At 42.6% G+C, this 23,597-nt stretch carries 25 protein-coding genes and 1 pseudogene; 16 read left to right on the top strand and 10 right to left on the bottom strand.

All coding sequences use genetic code 11. From position 1 onward, the window contains the following. Window positions 1–9: 9 nt before the first annotated feature. From I872_RS10400 to I872_RS10390, 3 genes are all read left to right on the top strand, one after another. Window positions 10–735, top strand: coding sequence for a polyphosphate polymerase domain-containing protein (locus I872_RS10400; RefSeq protein ID WP_015606048.1), 726 nt, complete (start codon window positions 10–12; stop codon window positions 733–735). Continuing rightward, on the top strand, window positions 728–1,408 hold the full coding sequence (locus I872_RS10395; protein WP_015606047.1) for a DUF4956 domain-containing protein: 681 nt from the start codon (window positions 728–730) through the stop codon (window positions 1,406–1,408). Before I872_RS10400 ends, I872_RS10395 begins: the two co-directional genes overlap by 8 nt. A 63-nt stretch (window positions 1,409–1,471) precedes the next feature. Beyond that, window positions 1,472–2,680: a carbohydrate-binding domain-containing protein gene (locus tag I872_RS10390; RefSeq protein ID WP_015606046.1), complete on the top strand. Its 1,209-nt coding sequence runs from the start codon at window positions 1,472–1,474 to the stop codon at window positions 2,678–2,680. A 77-nt stretch (window positions 2,681–2,757) separates the two neighbouring features. Here the strand turns inward: I872_RS10390 and I872_RS10385 are convergent, their stop codons facing one another. The 5 genes from I872_RS10385 to I872_RS10365 form a co-directional block, all read right to left on the bottom strand. After that, window positions 2,758–3,711 carry a S66 family peptidase gene (locus I872_RS10385; protein WP_015606045.1) on the bottom strand — a complete coding sequence of 318 codons (954 nt, stop codon included), beginning with the start codon at window positions 3,709–3,711 and terminating at the stop codon, window positions 2,758–2,760. A 67-nt stretch (window positions 3,712–3,778) separates the two neighbouring features. Further along, a complete protein-coding gene (locus tag I872_RS10380) occupies window positions 3,779–4,393 on the bottom strand; it encodes an HAD family hydrolase (protein ID WP_015606044.1) in 615 nt (204 codons plus the stop codon). A gap of 71 nt (window positions 4,394–4,464) precedes the next feature. Next, window positions 4,465–5,364 carry a DUF4097 family beta strand repeat-containing protein gene (locus tag I872_RS10375; RefSeq protein WP_015606043.1) on the bottom strand — a complete coding sequence of 300 codons (900 nt, stop codon included), beginning with the start codon at window positions 5,362–5,364 and terminating at the stop codon, window positions 4,465–4,467. Next, window positions 5,357–5,956, bottom strand: a complete 600-nt coding sequence (locus I872_RS10370; protein ID WP_015606042.1) for a DUF1700 domain-containing protein — start codon at window positions 5,954–5,956, stop codon at window positions 5,357–5,359. Before I872_RS10370 ends, I872_RS10375 begins: the two co-directional genes overlap by 8 nt. Next, window positions 5,943–6,269, bottom strand: a complete 327-nt coding sequence (locus I872_RS10365; protein WP_015606041.1) for a PadR family transcriptional regulator — start codon at window positions 6,267–6,269, stop codon at window positions 5,943–5,945. The genes I872_RS10370 and I872_RS10365 overlap by 14 nt, the downstream gene beginning before the upstream one ends. A 266-nt stretch (window positions 6,270–6,535) precedes the next feature. On the opposite strand from I872_RS10365, the gene I872_RS10360 reads away from it, so the two are divergent. Genes I872_RS10360 through I872_RS10335 form a run of 6 tightly spaced genes read left to right on the top strand, consistent with a single transcriptional unit; the run spans window position 6,536 to window position 11,508 of the window. After that, a complete protein-coding gene (locus tag I872_RS10360; protein WP_005591428.1) occupies window positions 6,536–6,667 on the top strand; it encodes a teichoic acid D-Ala incorporation-associated protein DltX in 132 nt (43 codons plus the stop codon). A 20-nt stretch (window positions 6,668–6,687) separates the two neighbouring features. Next, window positions 6,688–8,238, top strand: coding sequence for a D-alanine--poly(phosphoribitol) ligase subunit DltA (dltA, locus tag I872_RS10355; protein WP_015606040.1), 1,551 nt, complete (start codon window positions 6,688–6,690; stop codon window positions 8,236–8,238). Further along, window positions 8,235–9,479 carry a D-alanyl-lipoteichoic acid biosynthesis protein DltB gene (dltB, locus tag I872_RS10350; RefSeq protein WP_015606039.1) on the top strand — a complete coding sequence of 415 codons (1,245 nt, stop codon included), beginning with the start codon at window positions 8,235–8,237 and terminating at the stop codon, window positions 9,477–9,479. Before dltA ends, dltB begins: the two co-directional genes overlap by 4 nt. Window positions 9,480–9,500: 21 nt before the next feature. Further along, window positions 9,501–9,740, top strand: coding sequence for a D-alanine--poly(phosphoribitol) ligase subunit DltC (gene dltC / locus I872_RS10345; RefSeq protein WP_005591431.1), 240 nt, complete (start codon window positions 9,501–9,503; stop codon window positions 9,738–9,740). Continuing rightward, window positions 9,733–11,004: a D-alanyl-lipoteichoic acid biosynthesis protein DltD gene (gene dltD / locus I872_RS10340; protein WP_015606038.1), complete on the top strand. Its 1,272-nt coding sequence runs from the start codon at window positions 9,733–9,735 to the stop codon at window positions 11,002–11,004. Before dltC ends, dltD begins: the two co-directional genes overlap by 8 nt. A gap of 24 nt (window positions 11,005–11,028) precedes the next feature. Beyond that, a complete protein-coding gene (locus I872_RS10335) occupies window positions 11,029–11,508 on the top strand; it encodes a GNAT family N-acetyltransferase (RefSeq protein WP_015606037.1) in 480 nt (159 codons plus the stop codon). 242 nt (window positions 11,509–11,750) lie between these two features. Here the strand turns inward: I872_RS10335 and I872_RS10330 are convergent, their stop codons facing one another. Both I872_RS10330 and I872_RS10325 read right to left on the bottom strand, forming a co-directional pair. After that, window positions 11,751–12,923, bottom strand: coding sequence for a CynX/NimT family MFS transporter (locus I872_RS10330; RefSeq protein ID WP_015606036.1), 1,173 nt, complete (start codon window positions 12,921–12,923; stop codon window positions 11,751–11,753). A gap of 76 nt (window positions 12,924–12,999) precedes the next feature. Beyond that, a complete protein-coding gene (locus tag I872_RS10325) occupies window positions 13,000–13,521 on the bottom strand; it encodes a TetR/AcrR family transcriptional regulator (RefSeq protein WP_015606035.1) in 522 nt (173 codons plus the stop codon). Between the two features lie 169 nt (window positions 13,522–13,690). Between I872_RS10325 and I872_RS10320 the strand changes: the two genes are divergently transcribed. The 4 genes from I872_RS10320 (at window position 13,691) to I872_RS10305 (ending at window position 16,174) form a co-directional block, all read left to right on the top strand. Continuing rightward, window positions 13,691–14,551, top strand: a complete 861-nt coding sequence (locus tag I872_RS10320; protein WP_015606034.1) for a cation diffusion facilitator family transporter — start codon at window positions 13,691–13,693, stop codon at window positions 14,549–14,551. A 150-nt stretch (window positions 14,552–14,701) separates the two neighbouring features. Beyond that, entirely contained in the window at window positions 14,702–15,349 is a 648-nt protein-coding gene (locus I872_RS10315; RefSeq protein ID WP_015606033.1) for a DUF3796 domain-containing protein, read from the top strand. Further along, window positions 15,303–15,530, top strand: a complete 228-nt coding sequence (locus I872_RS10310) for a helix-turn-helix transcriptional regulator (protein WP_015606032.1) — start codon at window positions 15,303–15,305, stop codon at window positions 15,528–15,530. The genes I872_RS10315 and I872_RS10310 overlap by 47 nt, the downstream gene beginning before the upstream one ends. Then, window positions 15,527–16,174 (top strand): Maf family protein, encoded by a 648-nt coding sequence (locus tag I872_RS10305; RefSeq protein ID WP_015606031.1) that lies wholly within the window; start codon window positions 15,527–15,529, stop codon window positions 16,172–16,174. Before I872_RS10310 ends, I872_RS10305 begins: the two co-directional genes overlap by 4 nt. A 99-nt stretch (window positions 16,175–16,273) precedes the next feature. Here the strand turns inward: I872_RS10305 and I872_RS10300 are convergent, their stop codons facing one another. Beyond that, window positions 16,274–17,446, bottom strand: coding sequence for a family 1 glycosylhydrolase (locus I872_RS10300; protein ID WP_015606030.1), 1,173 nt, complete (start codon window positions 17,444–17,446; stop codon window positions 16,274–16,276). A gap of 40 nt (window positions 17,447–17,486) precedes the next feature. Next, complete coding sequence (locus I872_RS10295; RefSeq protein ID WP_015606029.1) at window positions 17,487–20,372, bottom strand: serine-rich family protein; 2,886 nt, start codon at window positions 20,370–20,372, stop codon at window positions 17,487–17,489. 241 nt (window positions 20,373–20,613) lie between these two features. Here I872_RS10295 and I872_RS10290 point away from each other — a divergent pair, with 241 nt between their 5' ends. Then, entirely contained in the window at window positions 20,614–21,135 is a 522-nt protein-coding gene (locus I872_RS10290) for an AAA family ATPase (protein WP_015606028.1), read from the top strand. Between the two features lie 107 nt (window positions 21,136–21,242). Continuing rightward, window positions 21,243–21,860, top strand: coding sequence for an SAP domain-containing protein (locus I872_RS10285; protein ID WP_015606027.1), 618 nt, complete (start codon window positions 21,243–21,245; stop codon window positions 21,858–21,860). Window positions 21,861–22,329: 469 nt separating this feature from the next. Here the strand turns inward: I872_RS10285 and I872_RS10280 are convergent. After that, window positions 22,330–22,638: pseudogene (locus I872_RS10280) on the bottom strand (hypothetical protein); the annotation flags it as partial. Window positions 22,639–23,107: 469 nt separating this feature from the next. On the opposite strand from I872_RS10280, the gene I872_RS10275 reads away from it, so the two are divergent. Continuing rightward, window positions 23,108–23,452, top strand: coding sequence for a helix-turn-helix domain-containing protein (locus I872_RS10275; protein ID WP_015606024.1), 345 nt, complete (start codon window positions 23,108–23,110; stop codon window positions 23,450–23,452). The last annotated feature ends 145 nt before the right edge of the window (window positions 23,453–23,597 follow it).

Raw genomic sequence — 23,597 nt, 5'->3', positions numbered from 1 at the left:
GGAGAATCCATGGCTAAAAAAACATTTAAAGATAAATTTCAACGCTTTGAAACCAAATATATTATTTCCAAAGAAACTTTGTACGATTTATTGACCGAGCTTGAAGGTCATCTGGTGGAGGATGAGCATGCTTATTCGACCATTAATAATCTTTACTATGATACCCCGACCTACCAAATGATTCGTGAGTCCTTAGAAAAGCCCTATTTTAAAGAAAAATTGCGCGTGCGGACCTACGATGAAAAGCCGAGAGAAGACAGTCAAGTCTTTTTGGAAATCAAGAAAAAAGTGCGTAAGATTGTCTACAAACGCCGCATTTCGACAGATCTAGTGGCTGCCGAGGCTTACTTGGAGGGCGATCACAGTAAGATTGAAGATTGTCAGATTCGTGAGGAAATCGACTGGCTGAGTCAGCGCTACGGTGGCCTGCAGCCCATGATGTATATCTACTACAATCGCTATTCTATGAAGGGGATTGAGGATCCCAATGTTCGGATTACCATTGACCACGATTTGACCTACCGCAACTATGATTTGAGCCTTTTGCATGGCCATTACGGGGAAAATCTTCTGCCGGATCATCATGTGATTATGGAAGTCAAGGTGCCAGGAGCCTATCCGCTCTGGCTGAGTGAGATTTTGGATCGCCATCAGGTCTTCCCAAGCTCCTTTTCCAAATACGGGGTTGCTTACAAGAAAACGACAGACTATAAAGGAGTTGTAAATCATGCTTAGTCACTTATTTTATGATATTTTTACCGATACGGCCGTAGATCCGGCTATGATGATGCTGGCAATCGGAGTGTCCTTGCTTTTGGGCTTGGTCGTTGCCAAGGTTTACCAGTTTAAGACGGTTTACAGCAAATCCTTTGTGATGAGTTTGGCGCTTTTGCCGACCTTGATTGCAATTGTCATCTTCTTGGTCAATGGAAGTCTGGGAGCAGGGGTTGCCGTCATGGGGGCCTTCAGCTTGATTCGTTTCCGTTCCGCACCGGGAGGGGCCAAGGAGCTGGTGTCCATTTTTCTGGTCATGACAATCGGGATTGCCATCGGAATGGGCTATCTGGTCTTTGCGACCGTCTTTACCCTCATCATGTCGCTCGTCATGTTGCTGCTTGAGGTGGTCAATTTCGGGCAGATGAAGCATTCCATGCGCCAGCTGACCATTGTCATACCAGAGAGTCTGGATTATGAGAGCATTTTTGATGATATTTTTAACAAAGCTGCAAATCATATTGAGCTAGCCAATGTCAAAACCTCTGATATGGGGAGCTTGTTCAAGCTTAAATACATCATTCAGCTGAATGGTCGAATGACCGAAAAAGAACTCATCGATGCCTTGCGCACGCGCAATGGAAATCTAGAGATTGCTATCAGCCGCTATATTACGAAAGAAAATGAATTATAATATCTAGAAAGAGGCCAATCATGAAAACAGGCAAGAAAAAAATAAGTTCAGAAAATAAAACTAATGGTGCCCCTAGCGCTAATGAGTGTTATCTTGGGAGCTTGTAGCTTGACCAGCCAGTCCAGCACTCCTACGAGTGCTAGTACCACGACCACTCAAACGGCTACCAGTACGACAAAGACAGACACATCTAGCCATTTCACGGATCGTGATCAGGATGCTTCTTATGATGAGTCGACAGCGACCAAGATTAGCTTGAGCGGCTCCACAGCCAAGACATCTGGTGACGGAGCCAGCGTTTCTGGATCCACGGTGACCATTACGGCAGCTGGGACTTATGTCCTCTCTGGCAGCAGTGAAAATGTGCAGATTGTCGTCAAGGCTGGCGATCAAGACAAGGTACAAATCGTCCTAGATGGTGTGACTATAACAGGGACGGATGCAGCCATTGTGGTAGAAAATGCGGATAAAACCTTTATTACCCTAGCTGAAGGAAGCAAGAATAGCATTTCTGACTCAGCCAATCACACTAATACTGACTATGATGCGGCCATTTATAGTAAGGATGACTTGACCTTTAACGGATCAGGCAGTCTGACCATCGAAGGAAAATACGGTAACGCGGTCGAATCTAATGATGACCTGCGTATCACAGGCGGGACTTATACGATTAAAGGCTACAAGAATGGCTTGTCAGCCAATGATGCCATCAACATCAAGGAGGCTAGTCTGGATATTACCGCGACAGAAGATGCCATCCACGCAGATAATGACGAGGACATTTCGCTCGGAAATCTCTATATCCAGTCTGGGACCATTACGATTAATGCCGGAGATGATGGTCTTCATGCCAGCAATGCAGCGGTGATTGACGGTGGAACTATCACAGTTAAGTCCAGTGTCGAAGCTTTAGAGGGAACAAATGTCACGATTAACGGCGGTACACTTGATCTTTATGCGACGGATGATGGAATCAATGCAGCTAGTACGGCGACGGGGGCTGAGATTTTCATCAAGATTACTGGTGGTGATATCAAGGTTGAGGTCGGCCAAGGCGATACAGACGCCCTTGACTCTAACGGCGATATCATCATGACAGGCGGAAACCTAGCTATCACGTCCACGGTATCTGCCTTTGACTTTGATGGCAAGGCTACCTATACGGGCGGGACTATCACAGTTAATGGACAAAGCCGAACCGAAATCACGGCAGATGGCCCTGGTGGTGGCGGTGCCCCAGGCGGACAAGGTGGCGGTCCTGGTAGACATTAAGCTTAATCATGACAGTTTAATTGAATAGAATCAAAAAAGAAATCTCCCTCCTTCCAGCTGGAAGGAGGGATTCTTGTTTATTCGTCAATTTTGATAGACATCTTCTCCGTATTTACGGTCACCTGAGCACCGATGGTAATGGTAAAGAGTGGCTGAGTATGAGCAAAGTCCAAGTCATAGAGGACAGGAATTTGTTTGAGAATTGGATGTTTGTCTAAGATATAAAGGAGGAGTTCCTCTGTCATCTGACATTCTTTGGGAAAGCGGCCGATGAGAAGGGCCTGTGGATTAGGATAGGCTTGAAGGAGGGCAGCTAGATTGCGGTCAAACTCCACATAATCATCTTCCTCCGCCTCTTCAACAAAGAGGACATAGTTTTCATCTGTCGGGGCATAGGGGGTGCCGCGTAGGAGTGAGAAGGTGGAGAGATTGCCGCCGATAGCAGTGGCTTGGGCTTTTCCATGGTTGTAGACTTTCCACTCTGTCTCATGGAAGGTCAGTGGCGCATCTGGCAGATACCAAGCATTACTGCCCCATTTTTCACTAGGAGTCAATTCATAAGAAGTCTGGCTGACGGCCTTGAGCCAGCTATCGGTCTGATAGTCCTGCAGGGCATCCATCTTAAAGCTGGAGTAGGAGGGACCCATATAGGTTTGCATGCCAGTCTTACTATAGATGGCGTTAAGCAAGGCTGTTGTGTCCGAGTAGCCACAGAAAATCTTAGGATTTCTAGCAATTAAATCAAAGTCTAGATAGGGCAGGAGCTCATTACAGTTGAAACCGCCGATGGTGGCCAGAATAGCATCAACGGAGTCATCTGAAAAGGCAGCATGAATGTCTGCCACCCGACTTTCGATGGAGGCAGAGCCTAGTATATCATTTTCCAGATAATGCTCCGAAAAAGACACGGTAAATCCTAGCTTTTCCAAGCGCTCCTTGGCGGCTAGATTGGCCTCAAAGCCACCAAGGCGTTCGATTGACGATGAGGGGCTAACGACCCGAATGTGCATGCCAGATGTGAGTTTTTTCATAGGGACCTCCTTGTGGGAAATTTTATAGAGTATCATAACATAAAGGCTATAGGAAGTAAAGGTGGGGTTAGAGAATTTTTAGCAGGTCCGATAAGGAATTTACAGTAAAATCAGGTTCTTCTGATGGTGATTGGATTGGACTATATGCACTAAATCCTTGTTTTATCCAAATAGTTTTCATGCCCAATGCCTTAGCTGGCGCAATATCATTATCAAGTCTGTCACCAATCATAGTAGCAGATGAAGCAGAACATGAAGCTTGTTGAAGGGCTAGTTGAAAAATTTTAGAACTAGGTTTAGAAAATCCACAATCAGCTGATGAGATAATCAGGTCAATCCATTGTCTGATACCAAAGTTTTCTAACCGCTTTTCTAAGTTAGGTAGCTGATTAGCAATAACACCTATTTTATAGCGATTATGCAAAGTTTCTAAAACTATTTTTGCATCTGGATAAAGTATTTCTAGCTCAGATTTCCACTTTGGTCGTTCTAAACTATACTCTTGTAGCGCTATTAAATCCCCCTTTAGCCCCTCTTGAAATAAGACTAGCATTCTTTGATAAAATGTATCATAAGTGATATTTGTTTCTGCGATTGCTTGTTCAATCCTATCCTGATAAGCTTTCTCTTCATTGATTAAAGTAGAACCAATATCAAAAAATAGCCATTTATAGTTTGTCATTCGAAACACCTCTTTATCTTATTTTACCATTTGGACCATAAAAACGGAACCAATCAGGCTCCGTTCTATTTTTAATGACTTATCTCAATACTGCCGGTGCTGGTGCGGGCGGACAGCTTGGCTTGGGCCTGTTCATTGGTATGAATGACCCGGTCGCCTATGAAGTCCTCTTGGTCGTGGCTGGTCTGCATGTCCTTGGGTAGTTCAATGTCACCTATATCTGTCTGCAGATCCAGTGAGATGGCTTTGTAGGTCTCTTCGGCGAGATGGAGATCGATGGAGCCATTGCCACTGGACATGTTGATATTGCCCTTGAGGGTTAGTTTATCACTAGTGATACTCCCGTTGGCGAGACTGATTTGAGTATCGGTCAGGTTGGTTTGGACTAGCTCGATGCTGCCATTAGCACTTTCAATGCTGCCGGTCTGAATCTGGCTGTGACTGAGTTCGATCGAACCATTGCTGAGATCGGCTTTTAATTTTTTGATTGTCAGGTCATTGATTGATAGGCTGCCGTTAGCCAAACTGGCCTTAACCTCTTCCAAGTTCCTTCCCTTAGGCAGGGATAAGATAACTTGTTGAGTCCTTTCCAAATCTCCATTTATCAAGCCCAGTAAAGAGCGCAGACTGCTGCTAATGTTGATAAAAAAGCTGGATTCCTTAATGTATAAACTACCATTTTCGGCCTTGGTACTGATTTTTTCAGTTGTCTTGCCGTCTCCTTGATAATAGGTCAAATGAACCTTATCATCGGGCGATTCTCCAATTACAACCGAGCGGTTGTTGAGCTCTAGATTTAAGGAATGGATATTATCATAGGTTTCTTCTTGCTTGGCCATCTTGGTGCTAGCGGCTGAACCCCTCATCAGATCCTGCAGACCACCACTTGCTAGCCCTACGAGTATCAGACCTATACCCAGCAGACAGGCAGCAATAGCAAAGCGGAATATATTTTTTCTTACTTTAGACATGACGGCCTCCTTTCCGTGCCAAGGCTTGAGCGAGTTTGACAAAGCTCAGTTTAATAAAGCGAAGGATAGGACCAATGCTGAGATAGAAGAGTCCAGCCAGCCCCAAGGCTAAGAGGCTCATTCCCAAACTGAGGGCAAAAGCAGGAAGAGAAGTGGTCATGCCGAGAGTCAGGCTGTCCCAAATCAGACTCGCCCCTATGGCAAACATAGCAAAAGCAAAGACGGCCATAACAAAAGCAAAGACACTGATGAGGAGGAAGAAAGTAAAGACCAAGGTCAAAGCTAAAATCAGGAGGGGAATTGCCAGCGGTGCTGCCAAAATGGACAGAATAGCAATCTGGATGATCTGCTTGCTATTTTTGACAGAGCCAGTTTCTTGGTTGTCTTCTTCTATTTTTTTGTCCAAAAGATTGATGATAATCTCGTGAGCGGCTTCTTTTGGACTGCCCAGCTCAGCCATAGCCGCTGCCTCGCCCTCTGGACCGACCTCGTCAAAGTACTCGGTGAAGTAGTCCATGGCTTCTTGATAGTCTTTTGCTGGCAACTTTTTCAAATAGTTATCTAGTTGGGCTAGATATTCAGTTCTTGTCATGGCGAACACTCCCTTCGATAATGCCCTTAATCGTGCTGGTATAAAGCTCCCATTCCTTTTTGAGGCTGACCAGTTGTTTCTGACCTCTTGGGGTCAGAGAGTAATATTTTCGTTTTCGACCTTGATATTCCTGAGAGTAAGTCTCTAAATACTGACTCTTTTCCAATTTTTTCAGGATAGGATAAAGCGTGGACTCCTTGATATCTGCAATGAGCTTGATGGTCTGGCTAATCTCGTAGCCGTAGGAATCTTCTTTATCTAAAATCGCTAAAATCAGAAATTCTATCAGGGTAGAAGATGTAGGGAAATACATGTACTACCTCCTATATATAAAAATATTATATATAAATTTTCTATACATAGGATAACACCCTTTGTACTGAAAGTCAAGCAATATATAGAAATTTTACTTATAGATTTTGAAAAGGATTTCATCCTTGAAAGATAAGGGAAGTGACTCTTTTCCGCTTTATTTCCTTACAAGAACTTTACACAATTGATAGCTTTTATATTGAAATCTTTCTCTATAAAATGGTAAAATAATCTATGTCTATCTAAAAAAAGATAAGAGTGAATGAAATGACGAAATATAAGACGATTTATAAGTTTGTAGGGCAGACATTGCTATACTTTGTGATTTTCGTAGCCCTGCTTTATTTCTTTAGTTACCTTGGTCAAGGTCAAGGTGGCTTTATCTACAATGAATTTTAATGTAAGAGAGTACTATACACATGTCAAATACAGCAATTACAGATATGATTGAAGCAATTGAGCACTTTGCTCAGACGCAGCCAGATTTCCCTGTCTACAATGTCCTCGGACAAGTTCATACCTACGGAGATCTAAAGGCCGATTCCGATGCACTGGCCGCAAAGATTGATAGCTTGGGGCTGGCTCCCAAGTCACCAGTCGTTGTTTACGGTGGTCAGGAGTATGAAATGTTGGCTACTTTTGTGGCCTTGACTAAGGCAGGTCATGCCTATATTCCTATTGATAGTCATTCAGCCTTGGAGCGCGTGACTGCTATTGTGGAAGTAGCTGAACCAAGCCTGATTATCGCCATTGCAGATTTTCCGCTGGCTGATACAGATGCAGCTATTCTCAGTCTGGATCAGGTTCGAGCGGCTTACGCAGAGAAGACTGCCTATGAGATTAGTCATCCAGTCAAGGGAGATGATAATTACTACATTATCTTTACTTCTGGTACGACTGGTAAACCTAAAGGTGTGCAAATTTCTCATGATAATTTGCTCAGCTTTACCAACTGGATGATTACAGATAAGGAATTTGCGACACCAAGCCGTCCGCAAATGCTGGCGCAACCGCCTTATTCTTTCGACTTGTCAGTTATGTACTGGGCACCGACTTTGGCGCTGGGAGGCACTCTCTATGCCCTACCTTCTAGTCTGACTCAGGACTTCAAGCAGCTATTTGAAGCGATTCTCAGCCTCCCTGTAGCAATCTGGACTTCTACACCGTCCTTTGCGGATATGGCCATGCTTTCGGAGGATTTTAACAGCCAGAAGATGCCAGGCATTACGCATTTTTACTTTGATGGAGAGGAGCTGACGGTCAAGACAGCCCAGAAATTGCGGGAGCGTTTCCCTGAGGCTCGTATTATCAATGCCTATGGTCCGACTGAGGCAACGGTGGCTCTGTCTGCAGTTGCAATCACAGATGAGATGCTAGCGACCCTCAAGCGTCTGCCAATCGGCTATACCAAGGCGGATTCTCCAACCTTTGTCATTGATGAGAATGGGCAAAAATTGCCGAATGGTCAGCAGGGGGAAATCATTGTCTGCGGACCAGCTGTATCTAAGGGCTACCTCAATAATCCTGAAAAGACAGCTGAAGCCTTCTTTGAATTTGAAGGGCTGCCAGCCTATCATACAGGTGATGTGGGTACGATGACTGATGAAGGTCTCTTACTCTATGGCGGTCGTATGGACTTCCAGATTAAGTTTAACGGCTATCGCATCGAGCTAGAGGACGTATCTCAAAACCTCAACAAATCCAAGTATATCGAGGCGGCAGTAGCAGTGCCACGCTACAACAAGGACCATAAGGTTCAAAACTTATTGGCCTACGTTATTTTGAAAGACGGTGTTGCAGAGCAATTTGACCGCGAAATCGATATTACCAAGGCTATCAAGGAGGATCTACAGGATATCATGATGTCTTATATGATGCCGTCTAAGTTCCTCTATCGGGAATCTCTGCCCCTAACACCAAACGGTAAGATTGATATCAAGGGGCTAATTAGTGAGGTCAACAAGTCATGATGGATTTCTTGAAACAGCTTCCTCATCTGGAGCCTTACGGAGACCCACAGTATTTCCTCTATCTTATCTTGGCTGTTTTGCCAATCTTTATCGGACTTTTCTTTAAAAAACGCTTCCCAGTCTACGAAGCCTTGGTCAGCTTGGCCTTTATCGTCTTGATGTTGACCGGCCCTAGTCTGGCGCAGCTTTATGCCCTGCTCTTTTATGTCGTCTGGCAGACGGTCTGGGTTTATTCTTATAAATTCTACCGCAAAAAGCGGGACAGCAAGTGGATATTTTATTTGCATACAGTATTGGCGGTTCTGCCCCTATTCTGGGTCAAGGTTGAGCCGGCTATCAGCGGCCACCAATCACTCTTTGGCTTTCTGGGAATTTCCTATCTGACCTTCCGCTCAGTTGGTATGATCATTGAGCTGAGGGATGGCGTGCTGACTGATTTCAGCCTCTGGGAATTTCTCCGCTTTATGCTCTTTATGCCCACTTTTTCGAGTGGTCCCATTGATCGTTTCAAGCGTTTCAATGAAAATTATCTCCAAATACCAGAGCGAGATGAGCTTTTGGATATGCTGGAGCAGTCGGTCAAGTATATTATGCTGGGCTTTCTTTATAAGTTTGTCCTCGCCCATATCTTTGGCCACATGATTTTAGGGCATGTCAAGACCTATGCCCTCTATACTGGCGGTTTCTTCAATCTAGGAACGCTAGGCGTCATGTATGTCTTTGGTCTGGATCTCTTCTTTGACTTTGCCGGTTATTCGATGTTTGCGGTGGCCATTTCCAATCTCATGGGCATCAAGAGCCCTATCAACTTTGACAAGCCTTTTGTTTCACGCGATTTGAAGGAATTCTGGAATCGCTGGCACATGAGCCTGTCCTTCTGGTTCCGCGACTTTGTCTTTATGCGGCTGGTCATGGTGCTCATGCGCAACAAGGTCTTTAAAAACCGCAATACGACTTCCAGTGTGGCCTATCTGATCAATATGTTGGTCATGGGCTTCTGGCATGGTGTGACCTGGTACTATATCGCCTATGGTCTTTTCCACGGTCTGGGCTTGGTGGTCAATGACGCTTGGCTCCGTAAGAAAAAGACCATCAATAAAGAGCGTAAAAGTAAGGGACTGCCAGCCCTGCCTGACAACAAGTGGACCCAAGCGCTGGGGGTTGTTATCACCTTCCATGTTGTCATGTTCTCATTCTTGATCTTCTCAGGATTTTTGAATGACCTTTGGTTTAAAAAATAAAATGTAAACGAGGAAACTATAATGGATGTAAAAGCAGAAGTAATTGAAATTATTGACGAATTATTTATGGAAGATGTTTCGGACATGATGGACGAGGATTTGTTTGATGCCGGTGTTTTGGACAGTATGGGAACGGTCGAGCTGATTGTTGAGCTGGAAAACCGTTTTGATATCCGTGTGCCAGTATCAGAATTTGGCCGCGATGACTGGAATACAGCCAATAAAATCGTTGAAGGTGTAACGGAGCTTCGTAATGCTTAAACGACTCTGGCTGATTCTGGGGCCGGTCTTCTGCGCCTTGGTCATGGTCGCCCTACTCTTTTTCTTCTATCCGCTTGAGAAAAAGCATGATGTGGAAGCAGAGAAGCGGGCAGCTGTGACTCTTACAGCAGAAACGTTCAAAAGCCGTAGCAAAAAAATGACGGCCCTGACAGATCAAGATACCCGTTTTGTGCCCTACTTTGGCTCCAGCGAATGGCTGCGCTTTGACAGTATGCACCCAGCTGTTTTGGCTGAGAAGTATGACCGCAATTACCGACCTTATTTTCTAGGACAGCGGGGGGCGGCTTCGCTCAACCAATATTTTGGGATGCAGCAGATGACCTCTGAGCTGGAAAATAAGACGGCTGTCTATGTCGTTTCTCCGCAATGGTTTACTAAAAAGGGCTATGACGCGGCGGCTTTTCAGCAGTATTTCAATAGCGACCAGCTAGCTGGTTTTCTTAGCTTTCAGGACGGTGGCGTAGGCGCTCAGTATGCAGCTCAGCGGCTTTTGCAGCTCTATCCCAACATTGCTATGGGGGATATTGTCAGGAAAGTGGCCGATGGAAGCCAACTGACTTCTTTTGAGCAGCAGTATATCCATACTATGAGCCGTATTTATCAGCGGGAGGATGCTTTTTTCAGCACGTTTGCTGCTGGTAATAATGGCAACTATGACACGAAGGTTTTACCTCAGCTTTCCCGCCTTCCAGATGAATTCTCCTATGAAGAATTGGAAAAACTGGCTACGGCAGATGCTGTCAAGCAGACTAATAACAATGATTTAGGGATCGATAACGACTTTTATAAGAAGCGTTTGGCTAGAAAAATCAAGAAGTTCAAAGGATTCCAATCCAAACAGTCTTACGAAAAGTCTCCTGAGTACAATGATTTGCAGCTAGTTTTGGAACAATTTGCCAAATCTCATACGAATGTCATCTTTGTCATTCCACCAGTCAATGCCAAATGGATGGCCTATACTGGATTGAGTGAAGAGATGTACCAGCGTACAGTTGAGAAGATTAAGTTCCAGCTGGAGAGTCAAGGCTTTACAAATATTGCTGACTTTTCTAAGGACGGCGATAAGCCTTACTTTATGCAGGACACGATCCACATGGGTTGGAATGGCTGGCTGGCTTTCGACAAGGCTGTCGATCCTTTTGTCTCTAACCCTCAACCTGCTCCGAATTATCAGATCAATGAAAAATTCTTCAGTAAGGAGTGGGCTAATTACACGGGTAACTACGAGGAATTTGTCAAATAAGGTAATAGGCTGGAAGGAGGCGACATGATTCGCTTGGCGGAAATGCAGGATATACCAGCGATTTTAGCAATTTTTGGTCAGGCTAGGGAGTTTATGCGGAATACGGGGAATCCAAATCAGTGGTCAGCTTCCTATCCGAATCGTCAGCTGGTAGAGGAAGATATTCGGGCAGGTCACTGCTATGTCTTTGAAGAGGCTGGACAAGTTGTTGGAATCTTTGCGTTCATCATCGGACCAGATCCGACCTACCAAGAGATTGAAGGTGCTTGGCATTTTTCAGAGCCTTACGGTACAATCCACCGTATGGCTTCAAATGGACAAGTCAAGGGTCTGGCTTACCAGTGTTTTGACTTTTGCCTGCAGCAAATTTCCTATCTCCGAATCGATACGCATGCGGATAACCATCCGATGCAAGCAGCCATTCTCCGCTACGGCTTCAGCCAGTGTGGTACGATTTATTTGTCAGATGGCAGCCCTCGGCTTGCCTACGATTATCACCAATGAAGAGAGTGGGACAAAGGTCCGACCTCAAATATAAAAAGCGAACAAAACTAGTTTTCTGGTAATCAGAATTCTGCTTTGTTCGCTTTTCGCATTTAATTATATATTTGAAGGGCTTAATAATTAAGATTTTTAAAAATTGAAATCTTTTTGTCCCAGCCTCTTTTTTGCTGATTTCCAAGAAAAAGCTACTATCCGACCAAGAAACTTGGCAACAAAAAACTCCTGATGGAGAATCAGAAGTTTTATAGAATCTTGTCAAATTTTTCTATGTAAAAGAGGCTCATGGTCATGATGACGGTCAGACCGAGGAGGATGAGGATGGCTGGCATCCAAGAATGGAACAGATCAAAACTGTAGCCAAAGAGACTAGGTCCGAAGGCGGCTAGGATGTATCCTCCAGTTTGAGCCAGTCCAGATAGCTGAGCCGTTTGCGCAGGCGTAGAGGTCTTGAGGGAGAAGGTCACCATGAGATAGGGGAAGAGGGCGCTGACAGACATACCAATGAGGAGATTAAGAATCAGCCAATAAGCAAAGGAATTTGTCCGAATCAAGAGCATGGTAATGCCGATCAGACCTGCCGCAGAAACCAAGCTAATCATGACCAGACGTTGACGAGCCTTCAAGCGCGCTGTCAAGCTAGGAATTGTCATTGAAAAGGGCAGGCTAATCAGAGAAAAGATGGCTGCTAGTAAGCCTGTCGTATCAGTAGAAAGGCCGGCTTGTTGTCCTAAAGTCGGCAACCAGGTCATACTGGTATAAAAGAGTAGTGACTGTAAACCACCAAATAAAATTAAGGCCCAGACTCTTGGATTTTTCAGAAGAGCTCCTTGCTCTTGTTTTCCTTGCTGCTTACTAGCCAAGCGATGGCTATATTTGACATTGGGTAGCCAAACCAAGAGAATCACAAAGCAAATCAGAGTCGACACCCAGATGAGACCTCGCCAAGAGCTCATTTGAACGATGGGAACAGCTAGAGCAGAAAGAATCGTAATCGACAGCCCCATAGATGTGATGTAAAGGGTTGTCAAAAATCCGATTCGATGTGGCTGATTGGCCTGAATCAAGCTCGGAAGAAGGACATTTAAGACAGCAATAGCCGCTCCTAAAATAATAGTTCCCGTATAGAGTAAGGGAAGATTAAACACGCGAATCAGTGAGCCTAGAGTTAGGACGACTAGCACAAGTGCAAACAGCTTTTCCAAGCTCATCTTTTGCGCCAAGCGCGGAGCAAAGACTGAGCAGAGAGCAAACATAATCAAAGGCAGACTAGTCAAGAGACCTAGAGAACTGACTGGAACCTGAAGTCCATCAGCAATGTCCGTCAAAACGACAGGCAAAACAGTAAAAGGTGCCCGCAAGGCAACCCCAATCATGATAATACCTGGAATTAAAAATGGTGAGTGTTCTTTTTTCATGAGTTATCAATCTCCTTTCGTGCGTCAAGGAACGATTATACCACATCTTTCCTGAAAATGACAGGTAAATTGCAGATTAGTTCATCAAGTCTAGAAAATAGTGGGAAATCGTGTCTTCATCGACCTGCTTTCTTTGCTGTAGCCACCAGCTGACCGTCTCCACAAAAGTTGACGTCACATAATTTTTGAGAAAATGTTCAGGCAGATGGCCCTTTTTCTGCAATAATGTCTGCTCAATCATGGGAAAGAGATAGCGCTCTAGCTCGATTTTCAGGCGGTTGATGAAATAAGTATTTTTAGCCAAGAGGAGGGTGGCTATCCGATCCTGATTTTTCCGAAAGTGATGGAAAATATGGGCTGTCGCTTCAAATAAATCGCGTCCTTCAGATCGCTCGATAAAGGTATGCTGAAAGAGGTCTTGGCAGAGTTCCTCCAGCAGGGTTTCTTTGGTCTCAAAGTGGCTATAGAAGGTAGAGCGGCCTACATCTGCCATATCAATGATTTCCTGAACGGTGATGTTTTCGTAGCTTTTCTGATTGAGCAGGCTGATAAAGGCTTGGTAAATAGCTGCGCGTGATTTTTTTACTCGTCTATCCATGGAAATTCCGTACAAAAAGAGCTTTTTGTCTGCTAAGAGACAAAGGACATGAACTGGCTCTTGTTTCCTTTCTAATAATAGGAGATAATATAATTGAACATAGTGTTCGGTATTGATTACATTATACCATAAGTATTATCTACTTAGGAAAATAAACAAGGAGGTTCGCATGAAATCCAGTAAAAATATGACAATTGCCTTTCTGTTAAACTTTTCTTTTGCTATTATTGAGTTTATCTTTGGCCTTCTCTTTCATTCCAGCGCTGTCTTAGCCGATGCGGTTCATGATACCGGAGATGCTTTGGCTATTGGTCTATCGACTCTTTTTGAAAAGGTTTCCACAAAAAAAGAAGACCGAGAATATACCTTGGGTTATAAACGATACAGCTTGCTGGGAGCCCTGTTGACCTCGGTGATTTTGCTGGTTGGATCAACCTTGGTGATCGTGGAAAATGTCCCTAAATTATTTGCGCCTGAGAAGGTGAATTATGATGGCATGTTAGTTTTGGGGATTGTCGCCATTGTCGTCAATACAGCGGCCAGCCGAGTGGTCAGTCATGGACACAGCCACAACGAATCCATTCTCAGCCTGCATTTTCTTGAGGATATCTTGGGTTGGGTAGCAGTTATCGTAGTTTCCCTCATCTTGCGCTTCACCGACTGGTACTTCCTAGATCCGCTTCTTTCTCTCATCATCGCAGGCTTTATTCTCAGTCAGGCTCTGCCAAAATTTTGGGAAAATATCCAGATTTTCCTAGACCATGTGCCCAGCGATGTGGACCTCAGTCAGCTTTATCAGGAAATAGCAGCGCTGGAAAATGTGCGAGCCATCACCCAGCTCAATGTTTGGACAACGGATGGTTTGGAAAAATATGCCATGCTTCATATCTGTCTGGAAAATCCTAATTTGCTGGCTGAAACGCAGGTTGTCCTGCGCCAAAAGCTTTTAGCTTATGGCATTTCCAAAGTGACCATTCAGACCGATGAAAGCTTGCAAGAGCACCAAGAATATTGTATTGGTAAAGAATAAGCCAGCTCCCCAGAGAAATTCTGGGGTTTTTGTTTGCGGAAATAAAAAATTCCAAAGTAGCACATAAATGCTTGTCTTTTATTCTTATATGTGATATATTTATAACATAAAGAGTGTTAAATATTTCTAACACTACGAAAGGAGTCTATCATGAAAAAAAGTCAAAAAATGGGTGGCCTCATTTTAGTCGCCACCGCTCTCTTTATTGATTTTACTGTTTTCCTTGCTCCCAGCAATCTCAGCTGGTCAGCCAAGTGGATGATTGTCGGTTTGGTAAGTATAGGTCAGCTTATAAGCATCTGGTCTTGGTTTCACATGAAACCATGGTCTAAGAAGATGAAAGAGATTCAAGAAAAGCAGGTCTATGATCTGACTATGAAATTTTATAATCTGTTGAATCTTACGGCAACCTCTATCTATACTGTCGGAATTTGGTTGTGGACTCCGAGCACCAATCCGTCCATTATAAAGTACATTGCCTTGGGAGGGCTCCTCGCTATCCAGCTTCTCTTTCTTTTATTTTTTGCCTTAAAAAAGGTCAATGAGAAAGCAGACGAGCGCTTTTATGCCAATCTAGCAAAAGCAGCGACTTTGATGTTTGCTATTTGTATAGCAATTTTACTGGTGCTTGCAGGGCTTAGCGCTAATGTAGGTTCCATCACAGTCAATGCCGGAATATTCTTCATTATGATTGGTGTCTTGATTTTGCTCTTTGGCTTTGTCTTCTTTTTATTTGAAAGAGGGGTTAAAAATGGCCAAGGAAAGCAATATTATCACCAAACTCAAATCTGTCCGTGAAACCAGAGGCATGACCCAGCAGGAATTGGCTGACCGCATCGGCATGCGACGCGAGACAATCTTACACTTGGAAAATAACCGCTACAATCCCTCGCTAGAGATGGCTTTAAAAATCGCTCAGGTTTTTGATTTGCGGGTGGAAGAGCTCTTTCAATTAAAGGACATAGGAGGACAATTATGAAGACGGTTTTTGACTACCAAAGGGAAGGTGAAAAAGGAAGGATTCGTCGCTTTGTACTCCTATCTACGTCGCCCAGACGCAAGGAATTGCTGAGTTTTTTGAATCCAGATATTCAGTCTGTAGAAGTGGACGAGCGAGCTATCGAAGAGCATTGCATGGCAACCATCGATGAACAGGATTTTCTGACCAAGGCAGCCAAGATTTGTTGTGAGATTTCCAAGGCCAAGTCCGATTTGGACTTGGAAGCTGAAACCCTTTATATTTCAGCTGATACCATCGTCGTAGTGGATGGTCAGATTTACAATAAACCACAGGATTTAGCCGAAGCTAGTCGGATGTTTCGCTCTTACTTTGGCAAGAGCCACCATGTAGTGACTTCGGTCTGCCTACGTATGCAGGGTTTTTTAGAAGTTTTTTACACCGTGGCTCAGGTGGACTTTGTAGATTATTACCCAGAATTAGAGCCTGTCATCGAGGCCTATCTGCATGACAAGCGTCCGCTGGATAAGGCTGGTGCTTACGGTTTTCAGGAGCTGGATCCTCGCTTTATCCGCTCAATTACAGGCGATATGCACACCATCATCGGCCTGCCTGTCGCTGAGACCAGCTATCGGATTTTTAGAGATAGCAAAGGAAAAGATTAAGGCTTTGCTTTCTATTTTAAAACATCAAAAATCTCCCCATAAGTGGCTGTCCACTTTTGCAGGGAGATTTTTTCTATGTTTTGAACTTGGGGCTGAATCCTAGATGTTTACATCGCTCCAGCTAAATGGCGTGTAGCCAAGCAACTCAATCCCGTCAATTTCAACGGATTTAATAATTTCTTGAACGTTGTCTTGAATGTTCTTAGCTAATTGCGGATGGTCAGAAACTTCAGAACAAGTCTCAATGACCAACAGAGGCTTGTGGTAGCGCTCGTATAGCTCAGACATGGCAATCCGAAGAAGGACAGGTTGTGCAAGGCAAGTTTCTACATTTTTGCGGACATATTTGCTGGTAAACAAATCTTGGATATTTTCTGCCGCATAGTGTGAGAAGGCGATGAAGTCCACGACTCCTTCTCTTAAGGCGAAGACATCCTCTTCCGTAATGCCCAGATCCAGCTGATTTCGCTCAATGTAGCGAAGGAAGTGGTTTGGATAGTGGCCCTTGGTCTGCACATCTGTAAAAATGTAGTTTTTGCGTCTGTTCAGCTCATGGCCTAAGGCATCGGTAGCTGAGTGATTTTCTTGGTGGGAATCACTATTGATGGTAATCAAACTACCAAATTGGAAGGTTGGATTGATGGTTTGACCGAGCTTAACCACATTTGCGGATGCGATGAGCTGATGGTGGGCAGCCAGCCAAATTTGTTGTTCTTGATTTTCTGTGCTGTCAAAGTGTAGCCCAGCGCCCAAGAATGGCAAATAAGACAGAGCGCTCATTTCTTTAAAGGTAATCCAGTAAGTGACTTTTTCTTTAAAGTGGGTCAAAACGGCTTCACAATACTTTTCATACATAGCAATCATTTGCCGACTTTTCCATGCTCCGTATTTTTCATACAAATGAAGCGGGAAGTCAAAATGAGACAGGCTTACAATTGGTTCGATGTCATTTTCGAGAAGTGCATCGATAATTGACTCATAGAAGGCAAGGACCTTAGCATCGGGTCTCCGCTCTTCTCCAGTCGGAAAGAGGCGAGTCCATGAAAAGGCTAACTGGTAGGTATTGAAGCCCATTGTTTTAATTTTTTCAATGTCTGCCAGATAATCCTGTTTACTGGAGCCTTGTTTGAACAAATCGTAGGCTCCTAGGGGGATTGTTCGATAGTCAACTGTTCCGTCCATGACAGAGAGACGATAGTCTTCACCATACTGGGGTAGAATGTCGGTGATTCCTAGACTTTTACCATTACTTGATAGAATATTTCTAATCATATTAGTTCCTTTCAGTATTCATTCGCTGTTTGTTCTGAGCTTATTTTTTATGTCTCTTAGTAATCATGGCCAAGGTTGATAAATTCTGTGTGACAGTAGTGAACTCAGAAGCCATGCTTTGCGATTGATATACGGCAGCAGACAGACTGATCGAATGGGCTCTCTCTGCACTGATTGATTGTTCAATGATCATTCTTTGTGATTGCGATTCAGCGATAGATAGACTGATTGAACGCTCTCTTTCCACGCTCATTGATTGCTCAATGGCGATACTTTGTGATTGTGATTCAGCAATAGACAGGCTGCGTGACTGTTCTTGCTCTAGGCTGATAGACTGCTCAATGATCTTACTTTGGGCTTCAGATTGGGCAAGGTAAATGCTGAATGAATGATCCTGTTCTATGCTGAGTGATTTCTCAATGGCTTTGCTTTGTACCTTGGATTCAGCGATAGATAGGCTGAATGACTGTTCTTGCTCTAGGCTGATAGATTGCTCAATAGTATCTCTTTTGGCTCTAGATTCCGCAGCTGCCAGACTGTATGAATATTCTTGTTCCAAGTTGCGGGATTGTTCTATCGCTGTGTATTGTGATTGTGATTCAGCGATAGATAGGCTCGTAGATGCTTCTTTTTCTAAGCTGATAGATTGCTCAATGGCCACGCTTTTCGCTTCAGCTTCTGCCATAGATAGATTAGAAGACACTTCATTTTCTAGGCTGATAGATTGTTCAATCGCGATACTTTGTATTTCATTTTCTGTAATAGATAAGCTTAGCGATGCCTGGTTTTCAGCACTGATAGACTGTTCAATTGCCCGACTTAAGGCTTCAGATTCCGCTACAGATAGGCTGATGGACGCTTCATTTTCTGCGCTAATTGATAACTCGATCGCTTTACTTAGTGCTTCAGACTCTACGATAGATAAGCTAGTAGACACTTCGTTTTCCGTGATAATAGACTGTTCAATAGCTCTATCTAAGACTTCAGCTTCCTCGACAGTCAAGCTAGTGGACGCTTCGTTCTCTGCACTGATTGATTCTTGGATGGCGATGTTTTGCGAGACAGACTCGGCCACAGACAAGCTAGTAGACGCTTCGCTTTCTACGCTGATCGATTCTTGGATGGCAATGCTTTGAGAAATGGCTTCCGCCACAGACAAGCTAAGAGATGCTTCCGTTTCCGCGCTGATCGATTCTTGGATGGCAATGCTTTGAGAAATAGACTCGGCCACAGACAGGCTAAGGGATGCTTCCGTTTCTGCACTGATTGATTCTTGGATCGCGATGCTTTGAGAAATAGACTCAGCTACAGATAGACTAGTAGACGCTTCGATTTCCGCGCTGATTGATTCTTGAATCGCGATGCTTTGCGAAATAGACTCTGCTACGGACAAGCTGGTAGACGCTTCGATTTCTGCGCTGATCGATTCTTGGATGGCAATGCTTTGAGAAATAGATTCAGCTACGGACAAGCTGGTAGACGCTTCGATTTCTGCGCTGATCGATTCTTGGATGGCAATGCTTTGAGAAATAGATTCAGCTACGGACAAGCTGGTAGACGCTTCGATTTCTGCGCTGATCGATTCTTGGATGGCAATGCTTTGGGAAACAGACTCTGCCACCGACAGGCTCAGAGAAGCTTCCATTTCTGCACTGATCGATTCTTGGATCGCAATGCTTTGCGAAATAGACTCGGCTACGGACAGGCTCAGAGAAGCTTCCGTTTCTGCGCTGATTGATTCTTGGATGGCGATGCTTTGGGAAACAGACTCAGCTACAGACAGGCTCAGAGAAGCTTCCGTTTCCGCGCTGATTGATTCTTGAATGGCGATGCTTTGAGAAATAGATTCCGCCACCGACAGGCTCAGAGAAGCTTCCGCTTTCGCGCTGATTGATTCTTGGACGGCAATGCTTTGAGAAATAGATTCAGCTACGGACAGGCTAAGCGATGCTTCCGTTTCTGCACTGATTGATTCTTGGATGGCTATACTTTGAGAAATAGATTCCGCCACCGACAGGCTAAGAGATGCTTCCGCTTTCGCGCTGATCGATTCTTGGATCGCGATGCTTTGCGAAATAGATTCAGCTACGGACAGGCTAAGCGATGCTTCCGTTTCTGCACTGATTGATTCTTGGATGGCTATACTTTGAGAAATAGATTCAGCTACGGACAGGCTAAGCGATGCTTCTGTTTCCGCGCTGATTGATTCTTGAATCGCGATACTTTGTGAAATAGACTCAGCTACGGACAGGCTAAGCGATGCTTCGTTATCTGAACTGATAGACTCTTCAGCGGCCATGCTTTGCGATACCGACTCAAAAATAGATAGGCTTAACGATGCTCTATTTTCTTCAAAGATCGATTGTTCGATGGCATAACTTTGTGCAATCGACTCAGCCACCGATAAGCTGGAAGAAGTATCAGCTTCCTTGCTGTCAGATTGGCCAACTGCCAAACTTTGTGTTTGTGATTTGGAGACGGATAAGCTCCGAGACGCTTTTTTGCTTTCAATACTCAATGATAAGGATATTGAGTCTGCAGCGCTCTTCAAGCCCCGCTTTTTCCGAGAATCTACCGCTGTTGAGAGGCTTGTTTCAGCAGAATCTGCCTCGCTAGTTGATGGACCCTTGACTGTCACTTTTTCTTGAGCCAGACTAGATTCACTTTCTACAGCTTGAGATTCGTCTGGATCTTCTTCTCCGCCGATATTCATAACATCTAAGCGGTCGTAGTATTGGATAGATTCCAAAGCTTTCTCAATGAGGAAATTCTCTCTATCTTCTTGGGTCATATTGACCTGCGGGGTGCTTCCTTGATTATTATTGGAAGCAGACGATTCTTCCTCTTGCTCTTCTCCTTTTATAAGACGCTTAAAGCCCCCTAAAAAATTACGCAACATACCTTTGTTCTCTTCATTGCTTGGCATGGACATACTCTCCCTAATTCTAATAATAATACTATTATAAAGGCTATCAGACCATCTGTCAAAATTTATTGCATTAAAATGAAAATTTCCAAAAGAAAGGGTTTTCTTGCTGCTTTCTGAGAACTTTTTTCCAAATTTTACCCATTTTCACACTCTTTTTGAAGGATTTGAAGTCGATAGAAATAATGATATAATATGAGCAGTTATTATCAGAACCGTTAGAATTGATAGAGGTATTAGGTTGGAAAATTGTGTTTATATTGTTTCTGGACCTCCAGGTGTTGGAAAAAGCACGGTCAGCAAAGAATTAGCTTACTCTTTTGACAAAAGTGCGGTGATAGAAGGCGACATGATCTACTTAATGATTAAAAGCGGCCTAGTAGCACCTTGGGAGGATGATGGTTATTACATGGACTTGTTTTGGGATAATGTCATCAGTCTGACCAATAATTTCATGGCCCGAGGCATTACAGTCATCATAGAATACGTCATATTTGAGGAACAACTTAAGAAAATTGCGGAGTTCTTAAAGGCAAAACAGATAAACTTAAAATACTGTGTCTTGCTAGCAGAAGAAGAAACGCTTAGAGACCGAGATTCTTCTAGAGAAGAAATTGAAAGAACAGGCGATTTATCTATCCAGTCAAGAAATGAGTTTTTAACTAAAAATATTGAGAAAAATCATTTGCTGTATACAGATGATTTGGACGTCAAAGAAACAGCACATATCATAAAAACTTCGGATAGATTTTTGGTTGATTAAAATTGAGTTTGATAGCTGGAAATTAGAAAGTAAAGAGATTAAGACAGGTTGACAAGTTGGCAAGTAGATTGATTGTATGACAAATTTGAATTTATTAAGGTGTGCATATGAAAGAAAAAAGACCTGATTTTGGAGATATAAAATCATTTGAAGAATTTAATAGATACTATTGGTATCGAGAAGAACTTTCACAAATTTGTAAGTCTCTTGGATTAGAGTATAGATGCACGAAGCAAGAATTGAACTATATTATCGAACAATATTTTAGGGGAAATAGAGTAGAAAAATTTTTGAGTAAAGGAAACAAAAGTCAAGTCGAAGTGATAACTTTAGAGACTCCGTTACTTAACTGTGGTTTTTCTTTTAACCAAAAATTTCGAGATTATTTTTCAGCCGTAACAGGGATTGGTCCCTTTAAATTTAGTGCTGATATGGCAACGGCTTGGCGAAAAGTAAAAAGGGATAAAGATATAACATTCACTATTCAAGATATGATTAAAATATATTATGGTGAGTCAGATTATGCCAAGTATGATAGTTCGGCTTGCCAATGGAATCAGTTTCTAAAAGACTTTTGTTTAGATGAATTGAGTGATTGTTATTCTAATAAGTTAAAAGTTGCAGCTATTCTCTGGAAAGAAGTTAGAAACTCGATACATGAAAAAGCTTACTCACGGGAACTTTTAAAAAAGTATGAATCTAAACTAGAGGCATACCGTAAGTAAACAGATTTCAGCTTGTCGAGTTGAATAAAGCTGAATCAATTAACTCACATGCTGTTTTATTATAATACAATAATAAAATAGCATGTTGGAGTGAGCATAGAAAAAAGAGGAGCCTCGTAATGAAGCTCCTCTTACTTTTGATTGTCCGAATCGATATTCTCATTTCAAATAAATGTAGTCAAAAATGTAGTCATTCGATTGATTTATATTGCAATGTATTGAATTCAAGAAAAAGAAAAAAACGCTCGAAATGAACTGACCCCGAAAAGTTGGACAGAAAAAATCTAACATTGGGGTGTTTTATAATGAAATTGCGTTATGAAGCTAAAGTTCAAATCTATGAACTAAGGAAACAAGGAATCAGCTTAAAGCGTCTTTCAGAAAAATATGGAATTAATCTTTCAAATCTTTTGTATTTCAAAAATTTATTGGAACTTTTCTCTTTATGCGTTTGTCGTGTCATCATAAATTATTTTTTAAACGCTTCGTATAGTTTTTTATAGAACTCTTTTTTACCTTTTTTCTGTTCGTTAAACTCTTTTTTGCCGTAATCAAAATTTGCTACTGTAAATCCCTTGCCATCATCAGAAAAAGTGAAGAATTCTATCCCAATCAATTTATTATTTTTAGCATCTACTACAGTAGTTCCTAAATTATTGTTAAATTGTTTAACTTCTTCTTCACTAACTCCAAATCCCATAGCAGTGCCATCTGCAATAATATTTAAAAATACTTCTTCTGAAGATGCTACTTCTTTGACAGATATTAGATAGACAGCAGTAAAGAAAAGTTATTTGGTTGGAAGGAGACCTTCCACGGTGGTGACGTTTAGCAAGGTGCATTGTATCAATTCCCATCGCTTGCCCAGCCAATCTCATCAGGTAGTCATTGTCATGCCCTTAAGATTCTCTTACGTCTTTTGGCGAAGCCAGTTCACTTTACTATTCGGAAAAGTGCTAAAGTCCGAAATGCGTGTAGGCCCACAAAAATATACATTTTTTGCTTTATATCCCAACTTCAACCGTAAACGGACTTGACTTTACTTATCAAATAGATTACAATAAAGATATGAAGTTTAGTATAGTTTGATAGTCAGTCCTCTGGTTGTCAGACGCGCTTTTTTATTCAATTTTCAATGATCTTAATGCCTAAGTTGATTGGCGTTATTATTTTTAAAACCAATATAACTATTAGCTATATTTTTCGAGAGATTATTTGAAAAAATTTAAATTTTTTGAGGAAATATTATGGGATTCTCAGAACGCTTAAAAGAATCACGAAAACAAGCTAGATTGACCCAAGTTGAAATAGCTGAAAAACTAGGAATTTCGCAACCAGCCTATGCTTCTTGGGAACGTGGTACTAAAAAACCCACACAAGAAAATCTTGTCAAGCTTGCTCAGGTCTTGAATGTTACAATTGATTATTTGGTTGGTAATTCTGAAGAAGAAATGACCAATAAAGAATTAGAAGATATTGAAATTCTATTCCGTAAAAACTCAGAAGGTCTTACTGATGATGAAAAAGTAATTTTTCGGAAAGAACTGATTGCTTTTATGGAAGAACGGAAAAAACATTTTAGTGAGGACTAACTAATCTGAGAATTTTTTTAAAAGAGTACATAAAAGAAAATGTATGATAGGGGACCGATTTGAAAAAAGTGCTTAGAGCTATATATAGAAGATTTATCATATTTGATAAGGAAATGTCGTACATGCAACAAAGGATGATGATCTA

The organism is Streptococcus cristatus AS 1.3089 (assembly GCF_000385925.1).
GTDB classification, from domain to species: domain Bacteria; phylum Bacillota; class Bacilli; order Lactobacillales; family Streptococcaceae; genus Streptococcus; species Streptococcus cristatus_B.
Note: the sequence above shows the minus strand (reverse complement) of the source record. Positions and strands in the feature narration are given on the sequence as shown.

Coding starts and splice junctions, on each gene's coding strand:
- I872_RS10315 (WP_015606033.1), top strand. CDS start 14,702: ATGAAAAAAAGTCAAAAAATGGGTGGCCTCATTTTAGTCGCCACCGCT.
- I872_RS10385 (WP_015606045.1), bottom strand. CDS start 3,711: ATGAAAAAACTCACATCTGGCATGCACATTCGGGTCGTTAGCCCCTCA.
- I872_RS10285 (WP_015606027.1), top strand. CDS start 21,243: ATGAAAGAAAAAAGACCTGATTTTGGAGATATAAAATCATTTGAAGAA.
- dltD (WP_015606038.1), top strand. CDS start 9,733: ATGCTTAAACGACTCTGGCTGATTCTGGGGCCGGTCTTCTGCGCCTTG.
- dltA (WP_015606040.1), top strand. CDS start 6,688: ATGTCAAATACAGCAATTACAGATATGATTGAAGCAATTGAGCACTTT.
- I872_RS10395 (WP_015606047.1), top strand. CDS start 728: ATGCTTAGTCACTTATTTTATGATATTTTTACCGATACGGCCGTAGAT.
- I872_RS10325 (WP_015606035.1), bottom strand. CDS start 13,521: ATGGATAGACGAGTAAAAAAATCACGCGCAGCTATTTACCAAGCCTTT.
- I872_RS10320 (WP_015606034.1), top strand. CDS start 13,691: ATGAAATCCAGTAAAAATATGACAATTGCCTTTCTGTTAAACTTTTCT.
- dltB (WP_015606039.1), top strand. CDS start 8,235: ATGATGGATTTCTTGAAACAGCTTCCTCATCTGGAGCCTTACGGAGAC.
- I872_RS10365 (WP_015606041.1), bottom strand. CDS start 6,269: ATGTATTTCCCTACATCTTCTACCCTGATAGAATTTCTGATTTTAGCG.
- I872_RS10390 (WP_015606046.1), top strand. CDS start 1,472: ATGGTGCCCCTAGCGCTAATGAGTGTTATCTTGGGAGCTTGTAGCTTG.
- I872_RS10400 (WP_015606048.1), top strand. CDS start 10: ATGGCTAAAAAAACATTTAAAGATAAATTTCAACGCTTTGAAACCAAA.
- dltC (WP_005591431.1), top strand. CDS start 9,501: ATGGATGTAAAAGCAGAAGTAATTGAAATTATTGACGAATTATTTATG.
- I872_RS10380 (WP_015606044.1), bottom strand. CDS start 4,393: ATGACAAACTATAAATGGCTATTTTTTGATATTGGTTCTACTTTAATC.
- I872_RS10330 (WP_015606036.1), bottom strand. CDS start 12,923: ATGAAAAAAGAACACTCACCATTTTTAATTCCAGGTATTATCATGATT.
- I872_RS10335 (WP_015606037.1), top strand. CDS start 11,029: ATGATTCGCTTGGCGGAAATGCAGGATATACCAGCGATTTTAGCAATT.
- I872_RS10360 (WP_005591428.1), top strand. CDS start 6,536: ATGACGAAATATAAGACGATTTATAAGTTTGTAGGGCAGACATTGCTA.
- I872_RS10295 (WP_015606029.1), bottom strand. CDS start 20,372: ATGCCAAGCAATGAAGAGAACAAAGGTATGTTGCGTAATTTTTTAGGG.
- I872_RS10305 (WP_015606031.1), top strand. CDS start 15,527: ATGAAGACGGTTTTTGACTACCAAAGGGAAGGTGAAAAAGGAAGGATT.
- I872_RS10275 (WP_015606024.1), top strand. CDS start 23,108: ATGGGATTCTCAGAACGCTTAAAAGAATCACGAAAACAAGCTAGATTG.
- I872_RS10370 (WP_015606042.1), bottom strand. CDS start 5,956: ATGACAAGAACTGAATATCTAGCCCAACTAGATAACTATTTGAAAAAG.
- I872_RS10310 (WP_015606032.1), top strand. CDS start 15,303: ATGGCCAAGGAAAGCAATATTATCACCAAACTCAAATCTGTCCGTGAA.
- I872_RS10300 (WP_015606030.1), bottom strand. CDS start 17,446: ATGATTAGAAATATTCTATCAAGTAATGGTAAAAGTCTAGGAATCACC.
- I872_RS10375 (WP_015606043.1), bottom strand. CDS start 5,364: ATGTCTAAAGTAAGAAAAAATATATTCCGCTTTGCTATTGCTGCCTGT.